Genomic DNA, 19523 nt, shown 5'->3' with positions numbered 1-19523 from the left:
TATCAAGGCAAGGAGTATCAGACGCAAACATGGACGACGAGAAGAAGCAACAGGCTTTACTTTTTGTAATTAACCCTATATCCGGCGACATTGACAAGGAAGAACTGGAGGAGGATATCAAGGCTATCTGCAAGCAGCATGGGATAGCCTGTGCTATCTATAAGACCACAGGGGAGAAGGACAAGGAGCATATAAGGGAAAAGCTAAACGCTACCAAGTATGACGGAGTATTTGCCATTGGGGGAGATGGCACTGTGAGCATCGTGGCATCCCTGCTGATCGGGACCACTACGCCGCTAGGTATTATTCCGCTAGGCTCTGGTAACGGCCTCTCTAAAGACCTGCACGTGCCACAGGACACGGAAGAGGCCTTAGTGCTAATACACCGGCACGTGATCCGGAACATTGACACCGTGTCGTTAAACGGCGTTCCGTCCATACACTTAAGCGACCTGGGTTTTAACGCCCTGGTGGTGCATAAGTTTTGTGAGGGAGGGACCCGTGGTCCGGGGTCCTATGCCTGGATTGCCATGCAGGAGTACCTTGGCTATGCGCCTAAGTTTTACCGGATAGAGACAGATAAGGAGGTGTTTGAAGGAGAGGCCTTTATGGTGACGATTGCCAATGCCAATGCCTTCGGCACGAATGCCAACATCAACCCCAACGGTATTTTAAACGATGGACGTTTTGAGATCTGCCTGATCGAGCCCTTCCCTAAAACAGCCGGCATCAGCATCCTGTATAAACTGTATACAGATAGCATTGATACCTCGGTATACTCCAGGCGCCTCAGTTGTAAGAGCGCCACGATCTACAACATCGACCATGAAGTGATGCACATCGACGGGGAGCCGATAGACTTGGGAGACACCATCAAGGTGGACATACACCCCAGAAGCCTGAAAGTAATCTTACCCTTACCCGAAGACGAGGAGTAAATGCTTAAACCTCCCGTACCTCTGGTACAGGTTGTAAAACGCTTTTAATGTTCTTCCGGAACATGACAGTGCCATCCGCTGATTCTTTGGACACGACCCGTGCCTCCAGCCACACCTCACCGTTTTGGTAGTAGTTTAACACAAAGAAGCCAAGTTGTTCCAGTGTAAACGTGGCTTTACCTCCTTTTTTAACAAAAGCTGTTTTACTGCCGGAGCCGCTAACCAGGTAATGGTTTCCCTGCACCTCAAAGTGCTGCAGGTTATGGTCGTGGCCGGCTGCGTAAACGATGTTGTTGTAGCGGTGCATGATGCGGAGCAGGCGCTTGCGCATTTTCTTGTACTTGCGGTGCGACATGTCCTCGTAGGCCCCAAAGAGCTTGCGGTAGAAAGGGTAAACTGAGCCGAAGATGGGCAAGGGCAGGTAAAAGCGCCTGTGGGCGGCGGTAAGCGGAAAGATATGCTGTTTTACCGTGAACTTGCCGCCATGCAGCGCATTGCTGTAAAGGGGGTGATGCGCAGCAACCAACACGTGCTGGTGCCTGTTCTTGCGGAGCAGGTTGTTAAACGCTACAAAAAACTGCTCGATGTCCTCGTAAGGGCAGCCTTGTTGCTTTCCGAGTGGCTTTTCGCCCCGCTGCACAAACCACTGCGTGTTGATAATGACCAGTAACAGGCCCTCCGCCAGTTGCAGGCTTTCCGGTCCCGGGCATCCGTTCCGGGGGAGATAGCATGCGTCATCCTCCAGTCTTTTTCGCACATAACGCTCCTGCCGGAGCACCTGCGCATAACCGCCGGTTCTGCCTTTCAGCCAATCGTGGTTTCCGCTCAGAAAAACACCTCTGCCTGCAAAGTCGCGGACCTCTTTTATCAGCAGGTTCAGGCGCGCTTCGGCGGGGGCTCTGTGCTTGCTGCCTTCCGTAGGCAGCCCGATCGGGTACAGGTTGTCTCCGAGGAAAAGCATGGTGCCGGCTTGCCCGCTTTCTCTTTTCCAGTTCTCCACCAGGTGCAGGAGCGGATCAGTACCGTCCGTCGCCACAGCCCCTACATCCCCTAATAAGGCCACGGAGTGTACCAGTTCCTCCTGCTCAGGCTGGCGCAGGTGCTGCCAGCCGACATCCGAAAGCCTGTAGTAGGGTTTCTGCCTGTACTTGAGTTCCTGCCAGTAGCTAAAGGCGGTAAATACAAACAGCACGACTAGTGTCACAGAGAGGAGGTATACCAGCATAGGGGAGTATCGCAGATCTAAAAGTTGGGCGGTGTCAGGTTTTTGAAGTGACCGTTCAGGCGCACCCGGTCTTTCAGGCGCTCTGTTTCGAGCACGATAGGGAGAATCTGTTGCAGGTGCAGGAGAATTGCCTCCTGCCGGTCGCCCTCACTTTGCAATTGCAGGAGGGCATACTCCTGCTCTGTGCTCAGCCCGAGGTGATGGGCAATATCATAACTCTTGAAGTTGTCAGGAAGCTCCATGTACAGTCCCCCCAGGTCCAGCGCCTCGTAGAGCTGCTTCAGGTTTTCCCTGATCTTTAGCTTTGTCACGATGTCTTCGTCTTCCTTGTTCTCCAGTTCTTCTACCTCGCCTCCGGCGTAGAGCCTGCCGGGAGCCATTTTATCGAACTGCAGGATCTTAAAGGTTCTTAGCCCTTTTGTCCGGATATCCATCTCGCCGTTGGCATGCTTTTTCTCGATGCTCAGGATCTCGATCTCCGTGCCGTATATTCCCACGCCGTTCTGTATATAGGTAGGGATGCCGAAGGTCTTTTCCTCTGCCACACACTCAATCACGAGCTGCTTGTAGCGGGGCTCGAACACGTGCAGGTTGAGTTTCTCTCCCGGAAACACGACGATGTCCAGTGGGAAGAGTGGTAGATATTTACTCATGGTGCTTTTCCTTTGGGTTGCCGGTAAACGGCCCTGTTCTTAGGCCTTGGTCATGCTGTTATGGAGCGCTTAAGATACATTAAGATAACAGAAGCAGCTCCTTCTACTTTATGTTCTTTCCTTGCTTACGCTTGCTAGGCACTGAGTGTTAGGCAACACAAACAAAGGCCGTCGCTAGCATAAACGTACAAACTTCTTACCTTTGCGGCTTTAAAGAATGGTGCAAAAATGAGTAAAAAGCGATTGGGGCTAAGGCAGGTGAAATTACTGTTTGTGAAGCTGGTGCTTTGTCTTTTTCTGATAAGTGTTGCCTGGGTCTTGCTCTACCGATGGGTTGCCCCACCAGCCACCCTGCACATGGTCAAACGTCGCGCTGAGGCCGGGGTGGAGGGCAAGGAGAACCCTGCTATCCGCTACGAGTTCGTATCCTTAGAAGAAATGTCGGACCAGTTGCCTTTGGCCGTGGTGGCCTCGGAAGACCAGCTTTTCCTGCAACACTATGGGTTTGACTTCGATGCGATCATGGATGCCTTTCAGCGGAATCAGAAGGGCGGGAACATCCGCGGGGGCAGCACCATTAGCCAGCAGGTGGCAAAGAACGTGTTCCTGTGGCACGGCCGCAGCTATTTCCGGAAAGCCCTAGAAGCTTACTTTACGCTACTGATCGAGGTGCTGTGGGGCAAGGAGCGCATCATTGAAGTGTACCTGAACATAGCCGAGATGGGGGATGGCGTGTTTGGGGTAGAGGCGGCCTCCCAGAAGTTTTTTAAGAAGCCTGCAAAAGACGTAGGCAGGCAACAGGCAGCGCTTTTAGCGGCCGTGCTGCCGAATCCGATCAAGTACTCCGCTCAAAACCCCTCGGGGTACGTTTATACCCGCCGGGGGCGTATTGCAAGAGCCATGGGACGCCTGGGGGGGACCACCTATATCAAAGAAATCTTACCGGTAACAGATGAAGAATAAACTACGCCTGCTACTGGTGTCCGGCCTGTCCTTTTTCATGGCCTGTACGCCCCGGTTAAACGCCGATACCCCTGTAAGTGCCAAGGCAGCCGTACGGCAGGTGCTGGAGGAACAGGCCGCCTGCTGGAGCCGGGGCGACCTGGAATGCTACATGCAGGGCTATTGGCAGTCGGACTCGCTGTTGTTCATTGGGTCCCGCGGGCTGACGTATGGCTGGCAACAGACCCTGGAGAACTACCGGCGCAGTTACCCGGACCCGGCGGCCATGGGCACGCTTCGCTTCGACCTAAAGGAGGTAAAGGAACTCTCCCCGGAAACCATGCTGGTAGTAGGCAAATGGCATCTGGCACGCGAGGCCTCGAAAGGTGACCTGGAAGGACACTTTTCAGTTATTTTCAGGAAGTTCGCGGATGGCTGGAAGATCGTTGCAGATCACTCCAGCTAAGAAAGTGCGGCAGGCCATGGCTTTTTACCACAGCTGTAGCACATTTTAAGTTAAATGAGGCCCTCCGCGTCGCCCTCTTCATCTAGCCTGGCTTCTTTTTCTACCTCCTCTACCTCTTCTGTGAAGATGTAACCACAATCGGCAGCATGCGCGGCGGCGGCGGCAGTGTTCTTTACCAGCACCATTTCTACCTCGCCTTCCTGCTTTAACTCATCGGAGATAGTCTGTACCGCTTTTGTCCGCTCTGCTATGTTTACGTCCCGTATGTAAATGGCTATGATGCGGCCCGGGTGGTTCTTCACTACTTCCCGGTAAATGGCGGCATCCTGCTGCCCGCTGTCGCCCACCAGAATGAAGTTGAGGCTAGGGTAGGTGATGAGCAGGTTTTCGATCTCCTTGTATTTGTGGCTCATGTGGTCCGACTTCAGGAACTTCTTCTCATCAATGCCGAAATCACGGAGCAGCAAGGGCCCCTGTGGGATCTCATTTAGTTCAAGAAAGTGGTAGAGCAGATCATAGTTATTCCAGGGGCTACTGGAGACATAAAAGAAAGGGTTGTTGCGCTTGCCGTTTCTGCCCAGCTGTAGCGAGCGGTAAAATTGGGATACCCCATGAAAGGGAATGCGTGAGTGGGCATTATTCAATAGTACGGTTCTACCCATCTCCAGCAGATTGGTAGCGCCGGTCCGAACGATGGTGTCATCAATGTCGGAGATGATGCCATACTCTGCATCCGGTGGGGGGACCAGCACATGCGCCGTTTCCGTTATCCCTTCCTCCAGCTGCATGGGCGCCTCTACCAAATTCACTTCTATGTCGTGCCAGATATCATCCAGCTGTAACGCCTGTTTTGGCTCCAGGTTCATCACAAAGTAGCCTTCTGCATCCGTCGTGATCTCGTATAGCTCGTCCTGCAGGCACAGCTGTACACGCGCATTGGGGACCTCATCCGTTTCAAAACGACGGTACATGTTCAGCAGGTTCTCCCAGGTGGTGTCGTTTTCCTCGGAGTGCCTGATCCCTTTGTCTACCAGCACCCTGCCTTTTACATACAACCTGTTGGGTGTACCGTAACTACGGTAGGTTACGATCTGCAACGGGCGGTTTAGCTTTAGTTTGTTCTTAAGCTGAAAGGTGAGCAGGTCCAGTTTCTCTTCACCTTTCAGAATAGTTTTAGTTACTTGTTTCTTTAAGTTTTTCATGTGCTTTCTTTCAAAAGATAAATGCCTGCTGGTTTAGGGCAGGCACTTGTGGTGGTTACAGGTTCAATGCGCTTTTCAGCTGCTCAAAATCAGTGTCGGGGGCAGACGAGGTATCACAACCCTGCTTCTGTGCCTTTTGCTCTATATTTAGTATACGGTTATCCGGGCTCGGGTGTGTACTCAGAAACTCGGGCGGCGTGCCCTGCTGCGAATCCTGCTCCAGTCTGATAAAGAAACCGGCTGCTCCGTCGCAGGCATAGTAGTTCGTACCGCCCAGGTACAGCACCGAGGTTTCATCGGCTTCCTTTTCGGCGTCCCGGCTAAACTTAAGGCCAGCCAGGGAGCCGGTCAGCTGTGCTGCTATTTCGCGCAACGTGCTCGGGTTATTCCCCAGGGCCACAGACAGGAGCAGAGAAATGCCGTAGTCGCGCTGCAGCTGCTTTACGCTGTGGCGCTTATCGGCATGGGCAATTTCATGCGCCAGTACCCCGGCAAAGTGGTCCTCGTCCTGCAGGTACTTGATCAGGCCGGTAAACACGTAAATTTGCCCGCCGGGTGTGGCAAAAGCATTTAAGGTATTATCGTCTTTGATTAGCTTTACCGTCCACGGAAACTCCTGCCGGTACTTCACCTGCCCTGAGTTAAGGATACGGTTTACAATACGGTCCAGGTTCTGGTAAGCCTTCTGTACGTTGGCGTTGCTGCTGTTTCGCTCCAGGAGCTTCCCCTGCGCGCGGTACGTAGAGTCTACCTCTTGTGATACCTGCTGCCCCAGGCTAATGTCATCTTTCGTAGAGAAGATAACGCCGTCATTGCTTTCGCAGCTGCCTAACGTTAGCATGGCAACCAATGCCAGTAGCCATGCGGGGGTAAAAATATGCTTTCTCATAAATAATAGTTAATCGTATCAGTGCAACGCTGCTTTTCGCTTTCTCATATACTCTTTTTCTAATTTATACCAGCGCAAAGAACGTACACAGCATTTGCCCTGCTTTACGTGGATGCTGGAGGGCAGGGTTTAAGCACGGATGGACACGAAATAGTGCAAAACAAAAAGGCCCTTGACTTGCGCAAGGGCCTTTAGCAAAAGTAAGAGGAAAGCTTACTTTAGCGAGGAGCTTCCGATCTGGTTGCCATCCGCATCCACTTCCACTACTTCGTAATTCAGAGCCTGTAGCTTTGGCAAAACGGTTTTCTTATCGCCAACTACCACAATGTGCATGTTGTTCACCGGTAGGTTCTTCGCCGCTAAAGCATCAATCTCCTGCTTGGTGATGTTATGAAGGATGTCGGTCTGCTTCTTCACGTAGTCCTTGCTCAGGTTATACTCCAGGATACGGCCCAGGAAGCCTGCCTTTTGGTACGGTGTCTCGTACTTGCGGGCATCGGCCTGTCCGATGGAGCTCTTCATGAACTTCAGCTCATCTTCCGAGATACCGTCTTTCTGGAAATTGGTCAGTTCTTTCATGAACTCCGTTACCGACTCGGCAGAGGCATCGGCACGAACACCAGCGGAAGCCGTGAACGGACCGGCATATTTGCCACCCCCAAAGTAAGAGCGGGCACCATAGGTATAGCCTTTGTCTTCGCGCAGGTTCAGGTTAATACGGCTGTTAAAGGCGCCACCCAGGGCGTAGTTCATCAAACCAGCCTTATAATACTCGCCTGTCGCGTCATACGGCATAGCCAAATAGCCAATCCGGATCTCTGACTGTGCCGCATCCGGCTTGTCTACGAAGTAGATGCGCGTCTTGTCAATAGCAGGCGCCTTTACATCGGCTGGTAGCTTCACGTCTTTCTTCTTCCAGTTCTTCAGGAAGGTCAGCTTGTCCATCAACTCTTTCTCGGTGATGTCACCCACTACCGTCACCTGCGATACAGAAGGGGAGTAGTTCTCGTTGTAGAACTTCTTCACGTCTTCCAGCGTGATGTTTGCCACGGTTTTCTCTGTACCAGAGCTTGGTATAGCCATGATATGCCCTTCGCCATACAGCAACTTGTTGTATACGTTGTTGGCAATAGCCGTTGGTTGTGTCGCCTGGTTGGCGATACCTTCCAACTGCTGCTTTTTCAGGCGGTCAAAGTCTTCCTGCGTGAACTTAGGACGGAACAAGCGCTCCTCTAACAGGGTCAGTGTCTTGTCCAGGTTCTTCTTGAGCGACTGTACCATCACATACGTTTCGTCGCTACCGGCGCCAATACGGATAGAACTACCGAGTTTGTCCAGTTCGTTGCTGAACTGCTCAGAAGTAAAGTGCTCTGTGTCCTCGTTCAGCATGTCGGCTGTAAGCGAGGCGATGCCTGCTTTGGCGGGGTCTTTTGCCTGGAGGCGGTGGCCACCCGCAATATTTAGCATCAGCGTTACCGTCGGGATTTCGCTGGACTGCGTGCCGATCAGTTTCAGGCCGTTCTTAAAGCTGGAGGTATAGTAGCTTGGTACCGGAACCACAGGGTTCTCACCAGCACCCGGGCGCTTGCTGCGGTCGAAGGTGTCAACGGCCTTGGTATACGTTAAGCCGCTGTACTCGTCAGCCCCTGGCTTGTAGCCTTCTTTAGAGATCGTGTAGTTATCCGCTTTTGCCAGCAGGTCTGTTTTGCCTTTTGGCACCACGCTCAGGATCACGGCCGGTTTGCCCTTGATGTACTGGTTGTACACGCGCTGCACATCCTCTTTCGTTACCGATTGAATGCGCTTGAGCTCCTCCTGTATATAGTTCGGGTTGTTGCGGAAGGTCTCATAGCTGGCGAGCTGCGATACCTTGCCGCTCACACTCCCCATACGGTTGATAAGGCTGGACTCTGCCTGGGCCTTAAAGCGCTGCAGGTCTTCGTCGTTGATGCCGCGCTTCTCGAACTCAGCGATAGACTGACGAGCCAGTTCCTCTGTCTGTGCCAGCGGCGTGTTCGGGAAAGCCACGAGCGTAAGCCCGAACTCGCCAGCCAGCTCCGAGGTAGAGTTATAAACAGAAGCTTGCATGGCTTTCTGCTCTTTTACAAAGTTTTTGTAGAAGATAGAGGTTTTCCCCTGTCCCAGGATCTCTGCCAGCACGTCTAGGGCCGGCTCGTCTTTATGGCCTGCCTCTGGGGTAGGAAAAGTCATGCGCAGCATCGGGAAGCGCACGTTGTCCTCGTAGGATACATAGCGGTCTTTATCCAGGGCAGGCACCATTGGCTTCATGTCCTGCACGGCCGGTCCGGCTGGTATGGAGCCAAAGTACTTCTCTACCAGCTTCACTACCTCTTCGGGCTTTACATCACCCCCGACAGTAACGGTGGCGTTGTTCGGGCCGTACCAGCGCAGGAAGAAGTTTTTCAGGTCATTTACGTTTACCCGGTTCAGGTCCTCGATGTAGCCAATGGTTGTCCAGGAGTAGGGATGCCCGTAGGGGTAAAGGTTTTTTGAGGTCATCTCATACACCAGGCCGTAGGGGCGGTTATCGTAGTTCTGGCCGCGCTCGTTCTTCACAGTCTCGCGCTGCACCTCAAACTTCTGCTGTGTTACGGCATCCAGCAAAAAGCCCATCCGGTCGGCCTCCAGCCACAAAGCAGTCTCCAGCTGGTTGCTTGGCACTGTCTCGAAATAGTTGGTGCGGTCCCGGTTGGTGGTGCCGTTCAGCGTGCCGCCTGACTCAGACACAATTTTGAAGTGTTCCTCGTCGGCTACGTTGTCGGAACCCTGAAACATCATGTGCTCAAAGAAGTGCGCGAAGCCAGACTTCCCTACCTCTTCGCGGGCCGAGCCCACATGATAGGTGACATCTACGTGTACCACAGGGTCGGAGTGGTCTTCGTGCACGATCAGCGTCAGGCCGTTGGCCAGCTTGTACTTGGCGTAAGGGATAACCAGCTCATCGCCTTTCTTGGTTACCTTCTCCACGAGTTTAGTCTGAGCCTCCGCGGCACTCACTACACTTGCAGTAAGCACAATGCTCAGCATGGTTTTGTTTACCATTGCGTTGTTGTTTTGGTGAGGTGATATGATTAACAATGTAAAACAACCAACGCATGGTTCAAAAAAATATAGACGAACGCCTATTTTGTTTCTCTTAATACCTGTTTCGCAAACATAACGGAGACGGTAAGGGTAAGCAGCGTGATCAGGAGCATGGCCGTAGTTAGGAGAAATGCCATCCCGGCTGTTTCTGTCAGTTCGCCTGTATCGGCCTGCTTTAACATGGCCAGCAGGCGCGTAAAGTAAGTGGCAGAGCGCCAGCCTAAGAGCAGGGTAAGAATGCCTGCTTCAGCGGTTCCCAGCACAAAGCCCCAGCGTTTGCCCCGGTTCAGGAAATGCCCTGCGGTAAGCCCGATCAATCCCCCGGCTGCACCCGTAATAAGAGCGGTCATGGCCTGCTCGCCAGCCAGGTCAACAGCTACGGCCCCGCAGGCCAGCATAAAGAAGCCGAAAAAGGCATAGAGGTAGGAGATGTTTTTGTGCATGGTTAAAGTCTCTTGTGCGGCAAAGATAAGGCAGTTTCTGTTTACCCCATGCCCCACGCGCGCCAAAGCGCTTCTTTTCAGTACAACTTTTGGGCAGAACAGGAGTAAGAAGTGCAGAATAGGAGGGAGTTGACGCCTTGAATGATGGCCAAGAAGAAAGAACTGCACGAGCGATATGCCGACCCATCAAAATCTGCCGCCTGGGCCGGGTTACGCTATACGTCTGACGATAAGCCCGGCTATAGCCGGAAAGGAGCGGGGAGAGGATTTTATTATGTGGATGAGCATGGGGAGCGCCTTACAAACGAAAAGGTGCTGGAGCGGCTTAAGGCGCTGGTAATTCCCCCTGCCTGGACGGATGTCTGGATCTCTAAATCACCCAAGGGGCACCTGCAGGCCACGGGGCGGGATACCAAGGGCCGCAAGCAATACATTTATCACCCGGACTGGCAGAAAGCCCGCAACCTGACGAAGTTCGGACGCATGATCGAGTTCGGGAAAGCGCTGCCACAACTGCGGGAGCAGATAGAGGAGGATATCCGCTCACGCAAACTGGACCGCCGCAAAGTAACCGCCCTGGTACTTTCCCTTATGGACAACGCCCTGATCCGTGTCGGAAACCGCCATTACGCGAAAGCCAATAAGTCTTATGGCCTTACTACCTTGCGGGATAAGCACGTGAAGATTGAGGGAAGCAAAATCAAGTTTACCTTTAAGGGCAAGAAAGGGGTAGAGCAGGAGATAGACATGAAAGACCGCCGCCTGGCCCAGCTGGTGAAAAAGTGTAAGGACATCCCGGGGTATGACCTTTTCCAGTACTACGATGAGGAGGGGGAGCGGCAGACGTTGGAGTCGGGGGACGTGAACGAGTACCTGCGGGAAGTGACGGAGCACGATTTTACGGCAAAGGACTTCAGAACCTGGGGGGGCACTGTGCGCATGGTCGAATGCCTGGAGGACGTGCTGGAGGAGGAGCCGGACTTGGACAAGGAGAAAAGCATTAAGAGAGCGGTAAAGGACGTAGCCAGAGGGCTGGGTAACACCCCAAGTGTTTGTAGCAAATACTATATTCATCCCGAAGTAGTAAACCTGTTTCGGGAGGACAGACTGCTGAGATACCTGAAAAAGCATGATGCGGACACAGCTGCTTCAGACCACCTCTCACCTACTGAAGAGCTAGTTTTGAAAATGCTGCAGCGCGTAGCGCGCGAAAAGAAAAAGAGCGCAGCCTAAGGCATGAAGGCCCTGCACTTTATAGCCGCTGTAAAGGCGGGATAGGCTTCTGCCGATGCGTTTAGCCCTGTGCATGGGCATCGACCTCAGTTCCCTTCCCGGTCATAGGCATGCACCCGTACATCATCGGTTGTCATATCCCTTGCCTCGGAACCCAAAACAATGTCGTTGCCCCTGTCCGTATCGTAGATCCTTGTCATCTTCTTCCAGCCCTGTACCCGCGAGGTATCTGTAATATCATCTTCTCCCAACCCGCCATACACTTTTAACTGGATGGCATCCTTTACCTCTCCGCTAATTTCAAACACATCATCTTCTGCCAGCCCATGCAAAGTGATCAGTTCTGTTTCATCCTTCGAAAAGACACGGTGGTACAGCTGTTTGGCCGGTACCGCGCCTTTTGCAGGACGTGTGACGGTTACCTCTGTTCGCCCCTCATCCAACCGCTTTACCCGGAAATGCTCTGTCTGGTCTGTTCCCGGTATCGTTACTTTTTCTGCCAGGATTTCATACATCTCGGCCGCCGCTTTAGGGAGCAGGTCGCGCCTGCGTTGGAGCTGATGGGCGATGCGCGGGCCGATTTGTGCATGTACTGGAGGAGGTAGCTGGCGAACCGCTTTTTGGATTACCTCATCTGTGAGGACAGCCTGCATGGTTTGGGCTATTTGCTGCCACTCTTTTAAGCTGAGCTCGTGCAGCAGCCTGTTGTCTACAAACTCGGCATTGATCATGTAGGCTTTGACATCCTTAAAATCATCGTCAAAAGACTTCAGCTTGCGGGCCAGGATCTTGCTGGTAGCGATAGAGGGAATGAGCCCGTCCTGAATTTGTAAAAAGACCTGGTCACGGTCCTTGGGGACTGGCCTAAAGTAAGTGTCTGATCCCTGCCGGACAACAGCCCAGTCCCACTGTCCCTTGTGGCGGTCCCAGTCACCAATGAGCAGGTCCAGGAGGCGGGCCCGGGCAAAGGCATGCTGGTCAAAATGATAGGTGTTGTCGTTAAAGCGGAGCTTTAAGGCATCCTCGGAGTCTGCAAAATTAACTGCGTCTCCAAAGGCAGGCGTCAGGTCAGTCGGGCCGTTGTATTCTTCCTCCAGCATAAAGAGTCTGCCTTGCACAAGTGGGGCGTACTCTCCGAACGTGGTATCCGTTTTAGAGACATAGTAGAGGGTAGGCGTGCTGTGGGGTACCTGTACCGCTTCGGCCAGTACGGGTACAACCAGGGCAGCGTAGGGATTTGCGGCAGAGGTCTGGTCGCGCAGTATGTTAACGACAAAGGTCTTTTGCCAGAAAGGGCTTACCACCTCCACGGGGTTTTTGTCAATGGAGCGGAAGGCATAGTGCCGCCCTGTAGAGTCCTGCAGGTCGAAACTGGTGGTTTGGAAGCCGCCGCCAATGTCTTCCACCGAGAGTCCGCCTTTTACTTCATGCAGATCGAAGACCGGGAGTTTAACGGGCGTTGTCCAGATGCTCCGGTTATGGTCGCCCCAGAAAAAGCGGTGGAGGCCGTTGCGGTCATAATGGCGGCCTGCTATAACCCAGGCACTGTCCGGCCCTGCCGGCGTTCTGCCTTGTAGTTCAGCCTCCGTTGCCAGTGCATCCTCCTGAAAAAAGTCGTTATCGGCACAGCCGCTTAAGTAAACACTTAAGAACAGTAGCCATACCCATAGTCTGTTTCTCATGCCGAGGATAACGTAAATTAAAACCGGCAACGGAGACCTCTACCTATCTTAGCTGCGGTTTTGTGAATAGTAATTAATTAAGCCTGCTGTGGAGGCGTCGTGGTTACCGGCCTTTTGCTGCAGTAACTCAGCCTCTATGGCCCCTGCCAGCTGTTTGCCTAGTTCCACGCCCCATTGGTCGAAGCTATATACGTTCCATACGATACCTTGCACAAAAGTTTTGTGCTCATACATGGCGACCAAGCTTCCAAGCGTGTAAGGCGTTAATTTTTTGAACATAATAGAGGTCGTCGGCTTGTTGCCCGCGAACACTTTATGCGGTACCAGTGCTTCCAGTGCCTCGTTGCTCATGCCGCCTTTTTGGGTCAACTCTGCTCTTACCTCATCGGCTGTCTTCCCTTTCATCAGTGCCTCCGTCTGGGCAAAGAAGTTGGATAGTAGCATCGGGTGGTGCTCTCCGAGTGGGTTATGGCTTTGCGCCGGGGCAATAAAATCACAGGGGATCAGGACAGTGCCCTGGTGAATGAGCTGGAAGAAAGAGTGTTGGCTGTTGGTGCCGGCTGCCCCCCAGATAACCGGTTGTGTTTCATAAGTCACTGGCTTACCATTACGGTCGGTGCTTTTGCCGTTGCTTTCCATTTGCAACTGTTGCAGGTACTCTGGTAGCAGGCGCAGGTACTGGTCGTAGGGCAGGATGGCGTGCGTCTGGCAGCCGAAGAAGTTGGTGTACCAGATGCTCAGCAGCGCCATTTGCACCGGGATGTTCTGGCGCAAGGGGGTACTGCGGAAATGTTTGTCCATGGCCTCGGCACCGCGCAGCAATTCTTCGAACTTGTCAAACCCCAGGGCACAGGCAATAGAAAGGCCGATAGAAGACCACAAGGAGAAGCGACCCCCTACCCAATCCCAGAAGCGGAAGGTGTTTTCCGGCGCAATACCAAACTCTACGACAGCGTCGGTATTGGTCGAGAGGGCCACGAAATGCTTTTTGATGTGCTCTTTGTCCTGTGCGCTCTCCAGGAACCAGGAACGAGCTGTTTTGGCGTTTGTGATCGTTTCCTTAGTGGTGAAGGTCTTGGAGGCGATAATAAACAGGGTTGTTTCTGGTTCTACCAGACGTAGTACCTCCGCGGCATCGGTTCCATCAATGTTGGCGATGAAATGTACCTCGATCCCTGGTTTCTGATATTTTTTCAGTGCTTCCGTGATCATCTGCGGACCCAAATGAGAGCCGCCGATGCCAATATTCACAATACTGCTGATCGGCTTACCGGTATAGCCTTTCCATTCCCCGCTATGCAGTTTGTCACAGAATTTTTTCATCTGCTGCAACACGTCTCGCACTTCCTCCAATGCATTTTCGCCATCTACCCCCAACTGCTCGTCTGAAAAGTTACGCAAGGCCGTGTGCAGTACAGCGCGCCCTTCTGTCGCATTGATTTCTTTTCCAGTGAACATGCTTTCTATGGCTGCAGGTAGGCCTGTCTCTTCCGCCAGGTCCGTGAGCAAGTCAAGGGTTTCCTCCGTAATGCGATTCTTGGATAGGTCAAACAGCATGTCTTCCAGGTGGAGGGAGAACTTTTCGAATCGTTGCGGATCTTGCGCAAAAAGATCCCGGAGATGCTGTGGCTGCACTTGCTTGTAGTGCTCCTGCAGTTTAGTCCACGCGTTGGTCTGAGTAGGCGAAATGTTTTTTAGCATATTTGTCTCTGTTGATGATTACTGGGCTTCCTTGTCTAAATAGCTTTGGTTTCCTTGTATTGCTGTTTATAGCGGTAAAAAGGATTATAGCTTACACGTATTCACAAGCGGGCAAGTTATAAATAATAAATTGCAATATTTAAGTCCCGGCCCTATCAAATGAGTTGTTTACAATTCTATAAAGAACCTGTTTTATTTCTGAGGCAAACAGAATGGTTTTGGCAGCAGAAAGCACATAAAGACACAAGGGTTGGAAGCAGGACACAAAACTGCCTGGCAGGGTGCGCAGGGGAAAGATATTTCCTTAAATTTAGATAGCGGCTGGGGCTCTGTTTTGTTTTTTGGTTTCCGCTTACAGTCTTCTTGTCAAAACTTTTCATATGGGAGCAGGAGAGAGGAAAGGAAGAAGAGGCGCTATAAGTCGGGGCAAATGCAGCATTTGTATGCACGAATGACTATATTTGATGTAAGGGAAGGGCGTTTTGGCTGCTTTATAAAAGATCTTCGGGTAGAAAGCCAATTTAGTCTCAAAATGGGCAACAATTCCTGAAAGTAAATGTAAAGCACATACAAAGGACAAAGGAGCTGGTCCGGTTACTTTGTCGTATAGAAAAGGAGTCGCTGGTTTCAAAGGAAAATGCATTCCCATGGCAATAGCCGGAGCGTCAGCAAAACTTTTCCTCAAGCCAGCTTTGCGTGAGAACGGAGCGTACGAAAATTGTAAATAAAATTATACAGTAATGAGTAACCTGAGCAACCTTATAAAAGAAAAGAACATCAAAGCCCTTATCCTGGATATGGATGGTGTTATTACAAACACGGCCGGATTGCATGCAGAGGCATGGAAGAAGCTGTGTGATTCCTTCCTGAAACAGCGCGGCGAGCAGGACGGCCAGAACTACAAGCCCTTCGAGTTAAAAGAGGATTATCGTGCTTATGTGGACGGCGTGCCGCGCCTCGACGCGATGCGCAAGTTCATGGAGTCCCGCGGCATCACGCTGCAGGAAGGACAGCCGGATGATGATGCCGATAAAGACACCGTTGTGGGCCTGGGGGAGCGCAAGGACCTGTACTTCCATGAGCTGCTGAAGCAAAATGGGGTGGTGGTGTTCGATAGCGCTGTGCAATGGGTAAAGGAACAGCAGAAAAAGGGCCTGAAAACTGCCATTGTGTCTGCTAGCCGCAATTGCCTGACCATTTTACGCCGCGCCGGCTTGGAAAGACTTTTCGAAGTAAGGGTAGATCGGGTGATAGCAGGAGAGCTCAAGCTGAAGAACAAGCCAGCGCCGGACATTTACCTGGAGGCGGCCCGACAGCTAGGGGTAAAGCCAGAAGAGACCGCTGTGTTTGAAGATGCTGCCATAGGCATAGAGGGCGCGAAAGCGGGTGGCTTTGCACTGGTAGTAGGCGTAGACCACAGCTTTAAAAAGGAAGCCCTGGAAATGAAGGGAGCAGACCTGGTGATCAAAGGCTTTGGGGCAGAGGTAAAGGCTAAAAGCGAATCGGTTAACTCTTAGAAGAGCACTTTGTCTGCCAGTGGGTTTACAGGACCCACAAGTCATTTATTGGGCAAAGCCTCTTTCACAAAGGAGGCTTTGTTCTTTTATAGGCTTTCTGTGCTGCTTCAAAGCGAACGGGGAAGCCCAGTTTGCATAATTGCCTGATAAAACTAAATGCGCACAAATGAGTAAATTCTTTTGACAAGCTCCCGTCGCCAGCAAGAGCAACGCAATGCCAGTCATTTTTGTGACACAAGAGCCTTCTTATGCCAGTAAAGCAGGTACAGTGCTCTTTCAGTGAGTTGAGACAGAGCTTGCCGGATACCTAATAACTAATTAAAGAAACAAGAGAAAGAAGAGTCAAGGTACCAGGCCGGTGCCGCCTATATTTCCAATCAAAACACTATGAAAGACCAGTCTACCAAGGAAGTACAAAAACTTGACCCACAAAACTTACCTTCTGCCTTAAGCGATATCCCCGGGTTAATAGCCGGGAAAAAGCCAGCTGTTTTCCTCGACTATGATGGATGCCTTAGTCCTATTGTCAAGGACCCGGATGCGGCCGTACTTACCCAGGAAATGCGGGATACTTTACAGCGTTTGGCCAAGGTGTGTAGCGTGGCTGTAGTCAGTGGCCGCGACCGCGCAAACGTAGAGAAGCTGGTGCAGCTGGATAATCTGTATTTCGCCGGCTCACATGGCTTTGATATCTCGGGTCCAGGAAACATGCACACCGAACCGGGAGGTGCCAAAGAAGCCCTGCCAGCCCTAGAGGAGGCCGATAAGGTGTTGAAGGAAAAACTACAGGATGTAGAAGGGGCCTTTGTAGAGCGGAAGCGGTATGCCATTGCCGTGCATTACCGCAATGTAGCCGAGGCAAAGGTTGATCGAGTGAAGCAGGTGACAGAGGAGGTGCTGCAACAATACCCGCAACTCAAAGAGGGGCTGGGGAAAAAGATCATCGAGTTAAAGCCCAACCTGAACTGGCACAAAGGGAAAGCCGTGCTGTGGCTGATGGAAGAACTGGGGCTGAATCAGCCGGATGTTGTGCCGCTGTATATCGGGGATGACATTACCGATGAAGATGCTTTTGCCACCCTGCAAGGACAGGGGATCGGCATACTGGTAGGGGAGCACGATGATAAGACGGCGGCCGAGTACCGCTTAGAAGACGTAGAGGATGTGCAGGCGTTCCTGGAAACGCTGACGCAAACCATAAAACATCAGCAGCAACACAACTAAGCTCTGCGTTTCGTAAAAAAAAGAAAACAGGGACTGGAGCAGTATGGTGACCGACGATCTGCAGGTCGTTGAGGCTGCTAAAATCAGGGATGTTGTTCTATTCCTCTAAAAAACAAAGGTATGCAAGATATTATTACCATAACCCTCAACCCCGCTTTAGATAAAAGCACACACCTCCCGCACGTGTTGCCGGAGAAAAAGCTGCGGTGTGGAGAACCTACCTTTGAACCGGGTGGCGGGGGAATTAATGTGTCGCGTGCAATCCGAAAGCTGGGGGGGACTTCCAGTGCCTGGCTTCTATCCGGTGGACCTTCGGGGCAGCGCCTCTGCGACTTGCTGCAGCAGGAAGGGGTTGATTTCTGGGCGATTCCCACGAAGAACTGGACCCGCGAAAACCTGATGGTAATGGAGGACAATACCGGGAACCAGTACCGCTTTGGCATGCCCGGCCCGGAAACGCAGGAAAGCGAGTGGCGGCAATGCCTGCAGAAACTGGAGAACCTGCAGCAGTTGCCAACGTTTGTCGTTGCCAGCGGCAGCCTACCGCCGGGGGTGCCGGACGATTTTTACGCGCAGGTAGCAGCGATCGCCAACACCCGTGGGTTTAAACTGATTGTAGATACTTCCGGGGAGGCACTGATGGCAGCTGCAGGAGAGGGCGTATACTTGCTGAAACCCAATCTGGGCGAATTGGCAGCACTTGCCGGAAAAGAGCAGATCACAGCCATGGAGCAGGAAGAACTTGCCCGGAAGGTACTAAGCGAAGGGAAATGCAAAGTGCTGGTGGTATCGCTGGGACCTCGTGGCGCTATGCTCGCCACAAAAGAGGGAGAGCTGAGTTATGTAGTACCCCCAACCGTACCGCAACAAAGCGCCGTAGGAGCGGGCGACAGCATGGTGGCGGGGATGGTGCTGGCACTGCAGCAGGGAAGAAGCCTGGACGAGGTCGTACGTTATGGTGTGGCTGCCGGTACTGCTGCTACTATGACTCCTGGCTCTGAGCTGTGCCGGAAAGAGGATACCGAAGAAGTGTTTAACTGGTTAATGGAACACAAGTAAGCCAGCTAAAAGCATCTTTTTGAATTAAAAGGAAACAAAAAGGGTGGCATGGATGTGCCACCCTTTTTGTTTCTCATTGTAGCAAGTGCTTATGCATTGCGGTTCAGTGCGTTCAGATCTTGGAATGCTTCTTTCAGGCGTGCAATGAAAGACTCTTCGCCTTTGCGCAGCCACACGCGCGGATCGTAGAATTTCTTGTTTGGCTCATCGGCCCCCTTCGGGTTGCCCAGCTGGCTTTGCAGGTATGCTTCGTTGGCCTGGTAGTAGTTTTTCACGCCTTCCCAGAAAGCCCACTGCATGTCTGTGTCAATGTTCATCTTCACAGCGCCATACTCGATTGCCTCTGTGATTTTCTCTTTTTCCGAGCCAGAGCCACCGTGGAATACGAAGTTCACCGGGTTAGGGCCTGTCTTAAACTTCTCCTGGATGTACTGCTGCGAGTTCTTCAGGATTTCAGGGCGCAACTCTACGTTACCAGGCTTGTATACCCCGTGCACGTTGCCGAAGGCAGCTGCAATAGTGAAGCGGTCACTGATCTTGTTCAGCTCTTCGTAAGCCATTGCTACTTCCTCTGGCTGCGTGTACAGGCGTGAGCTGTCCACGTCCGAGTTGTCCACGCCGTCTTCCTCGCCACCGGTTACACCCAGTTCGATTTCTACCGTCATGCCCAGCTTGTTCATGCGCTTCAGGTACTTGGCGCTGGTTGCGATGTTTTCCTCGATGTGCTCTTCAGAAAGGTCCAGCATGTGTGAGCTGAACAGGGGCTTGCCGTGCTGCTCGAAGTATTTTTCACCGGCATCCAACAGGCCGTCTATCCAAGGGAGCAACTTTTTCGCGGCATGGTCGGTGTGCAATACCACTGTTACGCCGTAGGCCTCCGCCATTTGATGCACATGGTAAGCACCGGCAATCGCACCGGCGATCGCAGACTTCTGAAGCTCATTTGCCAGGCCTTTGCCCGCGTTAAATTGCGCGCCGCTGTGCGAAAACTGTATGATCACCGGGGAGTTTACCTCTCTGGCGGTTTCTAAAACGGCATTGATAGAATTTGTGCCTATGACGTTTACAGCTGGGAGTGCAAAGTTGTTCTCGTTGGCATACTTGAAGAGTTCTGTCACTTCATCTCCGTGAAGTACGCCAGCTCTAAATCTTGTAGTTGTTTCGCTCACTTTAGTGTTAATTTGATTTATACCGAAAGTTTAGTGCTCAATTTAAGCTTCTTTTAAGGAACTTAAAAAAAAGGC

Annotated in this window: 16 protein-coding genes; 7 read left to right on the top strand and 9 right to left on the bottom strand. The window is 52.1% G+C overall.

Annotated elements, in window-relative coordinates; all coding sequences use genetic code 11:
• Positions 1-29: 29 nt before the first annotated feature.
• Positions 30-938, top strand: a complete 909-nt coding sequence (locus tag CHB92_RS11555) for a diacylglycerol/lipid kinase family protein (protein ID WP_089319365.1) — start codon at positions 30-32, stop codon at positions 936-938.
• Between the two features lie 4 nt (positions 939-942).
• Here CHB92_RS11555 and CHB92_RS11550 read toward each other — a convergent pair whose 3' ends face one another.
• Both CHB92_RS11550 and CHB92_RS11545 read right to left on the bottom strand, forming a co-directional pair.
• The gene (locus CHB92_RS11550; protein WP_089319364.1) at positions 943-2163 is read right to left on the bottom strand and encodes a metallophosphoesterase; all 1221 of its coding nucleotides are present in this window, start codon (positions 2161-2163) and stop codon (positions 943-945) included.
• Positions 2164-2180: 17 nt separating this feature from the next.
• Positions 2181-2816, bottom strand: coding sequence for an LON peptidase substrate-binding domain-containing protein (locus tag CHB92_RS11545; RefSeq protein WP_089319363.1), 636 nt, complete (start codon positions 2814-2816; stop codon positions 2181-2183).
• A gap of 228 nt (positions 2817-3044) precedes the next feature.
• On the opposite strand from CHB92_RS11545, the gene mtgA reads away from it, so the two are divergent.
• Positions 3045-3779 (top strand): monofunctional biosynthetic peptidoglycan transglycosylase, encoded by a 735-nt coding sequence (gene mtgA / locus CHB92_RS11540; protein ID WP_089319362.1) that lies wholly within the window; start codon positions 3045-3047, stop codon positions 3777-3779.
• Positions 3769-4224 carry a YybH family protein gene (locus CHB92_RS11535; RefSeq protein WP_089319361.1) on the top strand — a complete coding sequence of 152 codons (456 nt, stop codon included), beginning with the start codon at positions 3769-3771 and terminating at the stop codon, positions 4222-4224. The genes mtgA and CHB92_RS11535 overlap by 11 nt, the downstream gene beginning before the upstream one ends.
• A gap of 50 nt (positions 4225-4274) precedes the next feature.
• Here CHB92_RS11535 and CHB92_RS11530 read toward each other — a convergent pair whose 3' ends face one another.
• The 4 genes from CHB92_RS11530 to CHB92_RS11515 form a co-directional block, all read right to left on the bottom strand.
• Positions 4275-5426: an App1 family protein gene (locus CHB92_RS11530; protein ID WP_089319360.1), complete on the bottom strand. Its 1152-nt coding sequence runs from the start codon at positions 5424-5426 to the stop codon at positions 4275-4277.
• Positions 5427-5481: 55 nt separating this feature from the next.
• Positions 5482-6315, bottom strand: coding sequence for a M48 family metalloprotease (locus tag CHB92_RS11525; RefSeq protein WP_089319359.1), 834 nt, complete (start codon positions 6313-6315; stop codon positions 5482-5484).
• Between the two features lie 213 nt (positions 6316-6528).
• Complete coding sequence (locus CHB92_RS11520; RefSeq protein ID WP_089319358.1) at positions 6529-9378, bottom strand: M16 family metallopeptidase; 2850 nt, start codon at positions 9376-9378, stop codon at positions 6529-6531.
• Positions 9379-9458: 80 nt separating this feature from the next.
• Positions 9459-9863 carry a hypothetical protein gene (locus tag CHB92_RS11515; RefSeq protein ID WP_089319423.1) on the bottom strand — a complete coding sequence of 135 codons (405 nt, stop codon included), beginning with the start codon at positions 9861-9863 and terminating at the stop codon, positions 9459-9461.
• 141 nt (positions 9864-10004) lie between these two features.
• On the opposite strand from CHB92_RS11515, the gene CHB92_RS11510 reads away from it, so the two are divergent.
• Positions 10005-11096 carry a DNA topoisomerase IB gene (locus CHB92_RS11510; protein ID WP_245842500.1) on the top strand — a complete coding sequence of 364 codons (1092 nt, stop codon included), beginning with the start codon at positions 10005-10007 and terminating at the stop codon, positions 11094-11096.
• 86 nt (positions 11097-11182) lie between these two features.
• Here CHB92_RS11510 and CHB92_RS11505 read toward each other — a convergent pair whose 3' ends face one another.
• Together CHB92_RS11505 and pgi are read right to left on the bottom strand one after the other, a co-directional pair.
• Complete coding sequence (locus CHB92_RS11505; RefSeq protein WP_089319421.1) at positions 11183-12778, bottom strand: hypothetical protein; 1596 nt, start codon at positions 12776-12778, stop codon at positions 11183-11185.
• A gap of 48 nt (positions 12779-12826) precedes the next feature.
• Entirely contained in the window at positions 12827-14479 is a 1653-nt protein-coding gene (gene pgi / locus CHB92_RS11500) for a glucose-6-phosphate isomerase (protein WP_089319357.1), read from the bottom strand.
• A 740-nt stretch (positions 14480-15219) separates the two neighbouring features.
• Between pgi and CHB92_RS11490 the strand changes: the two genes are divergently transcribed.
• The 3 genes from CHB92_RS11490 (at position 15220) to CHB92_RS11480 (ending at position 18279) form a co-directional block, all read left to right on the top strand.
• Positions 15220-15996, top strand: coding sequence for an HAD family hydrolase (locus CHB92_RS11490; protein WP_089319355.1), 777 nt, complete (start codon positions 15220-15222; stop codon positions 15994-15996).
• A gap of 387 nt (positions 15997-16383) precedes the next feature.
• Positions 16384-17220 (top strand): trehalose-phosphatase, encoded by an 837-nt coding sequence (otsB, locus tag CHB92_RS11485; protein ID WP_089319354.1) that lies wholly within the window; start codon positions 16384-16386, stop codon positions 17218-17220.
• A 120-nt stretch (positions 17221-17340) separates the two neighbouring features.
• Positions 17341-18279 (top strand): 1-phosphofructokinase family hexose kinase, encoded by a 939-nt coding sequence (locus CHB92_RS11480; protein ID WP_089319353.1) that lies wholly within the window; start codon positions 17341-17343, stop codon positions 18277-18279.
• Positions 18280-18368: 89 nt separating this feature from the next.
• Here CHB92_RS11480 and fbaA read toward each other — a convergent pair whose 3' ends face one another.
• On the bottom strand, positions 18369-19448 hold the full coding sequence (gene fbaA / locus CHB92_RS11475; protein ID WP_089319352.1) for a class II fructose-bisphosphate aldolase: 1080 nt from the start codon (positions 19446-19448) through the stop codon (positions 18369-18371).
• Positions 19449-19523: the final 75 nt, after the last annotated feature.

Source organism: Pontibacter ummariensis (assembly GCF_900188175.1).
In the GTDB taxonomy this organism is placed as follows: domain Bacteria; phylum Bacteroidota; class Bacteroidia; order Cytophagales; family Hymenobacteraceae; genus Pontibacter; species Pontibacter ummariensis.
The sequence above is the reverse complement of the archived record's forward strand: the minus strand, read 5'-3'. Positions and strand labels throughout refer to the sequence as shown.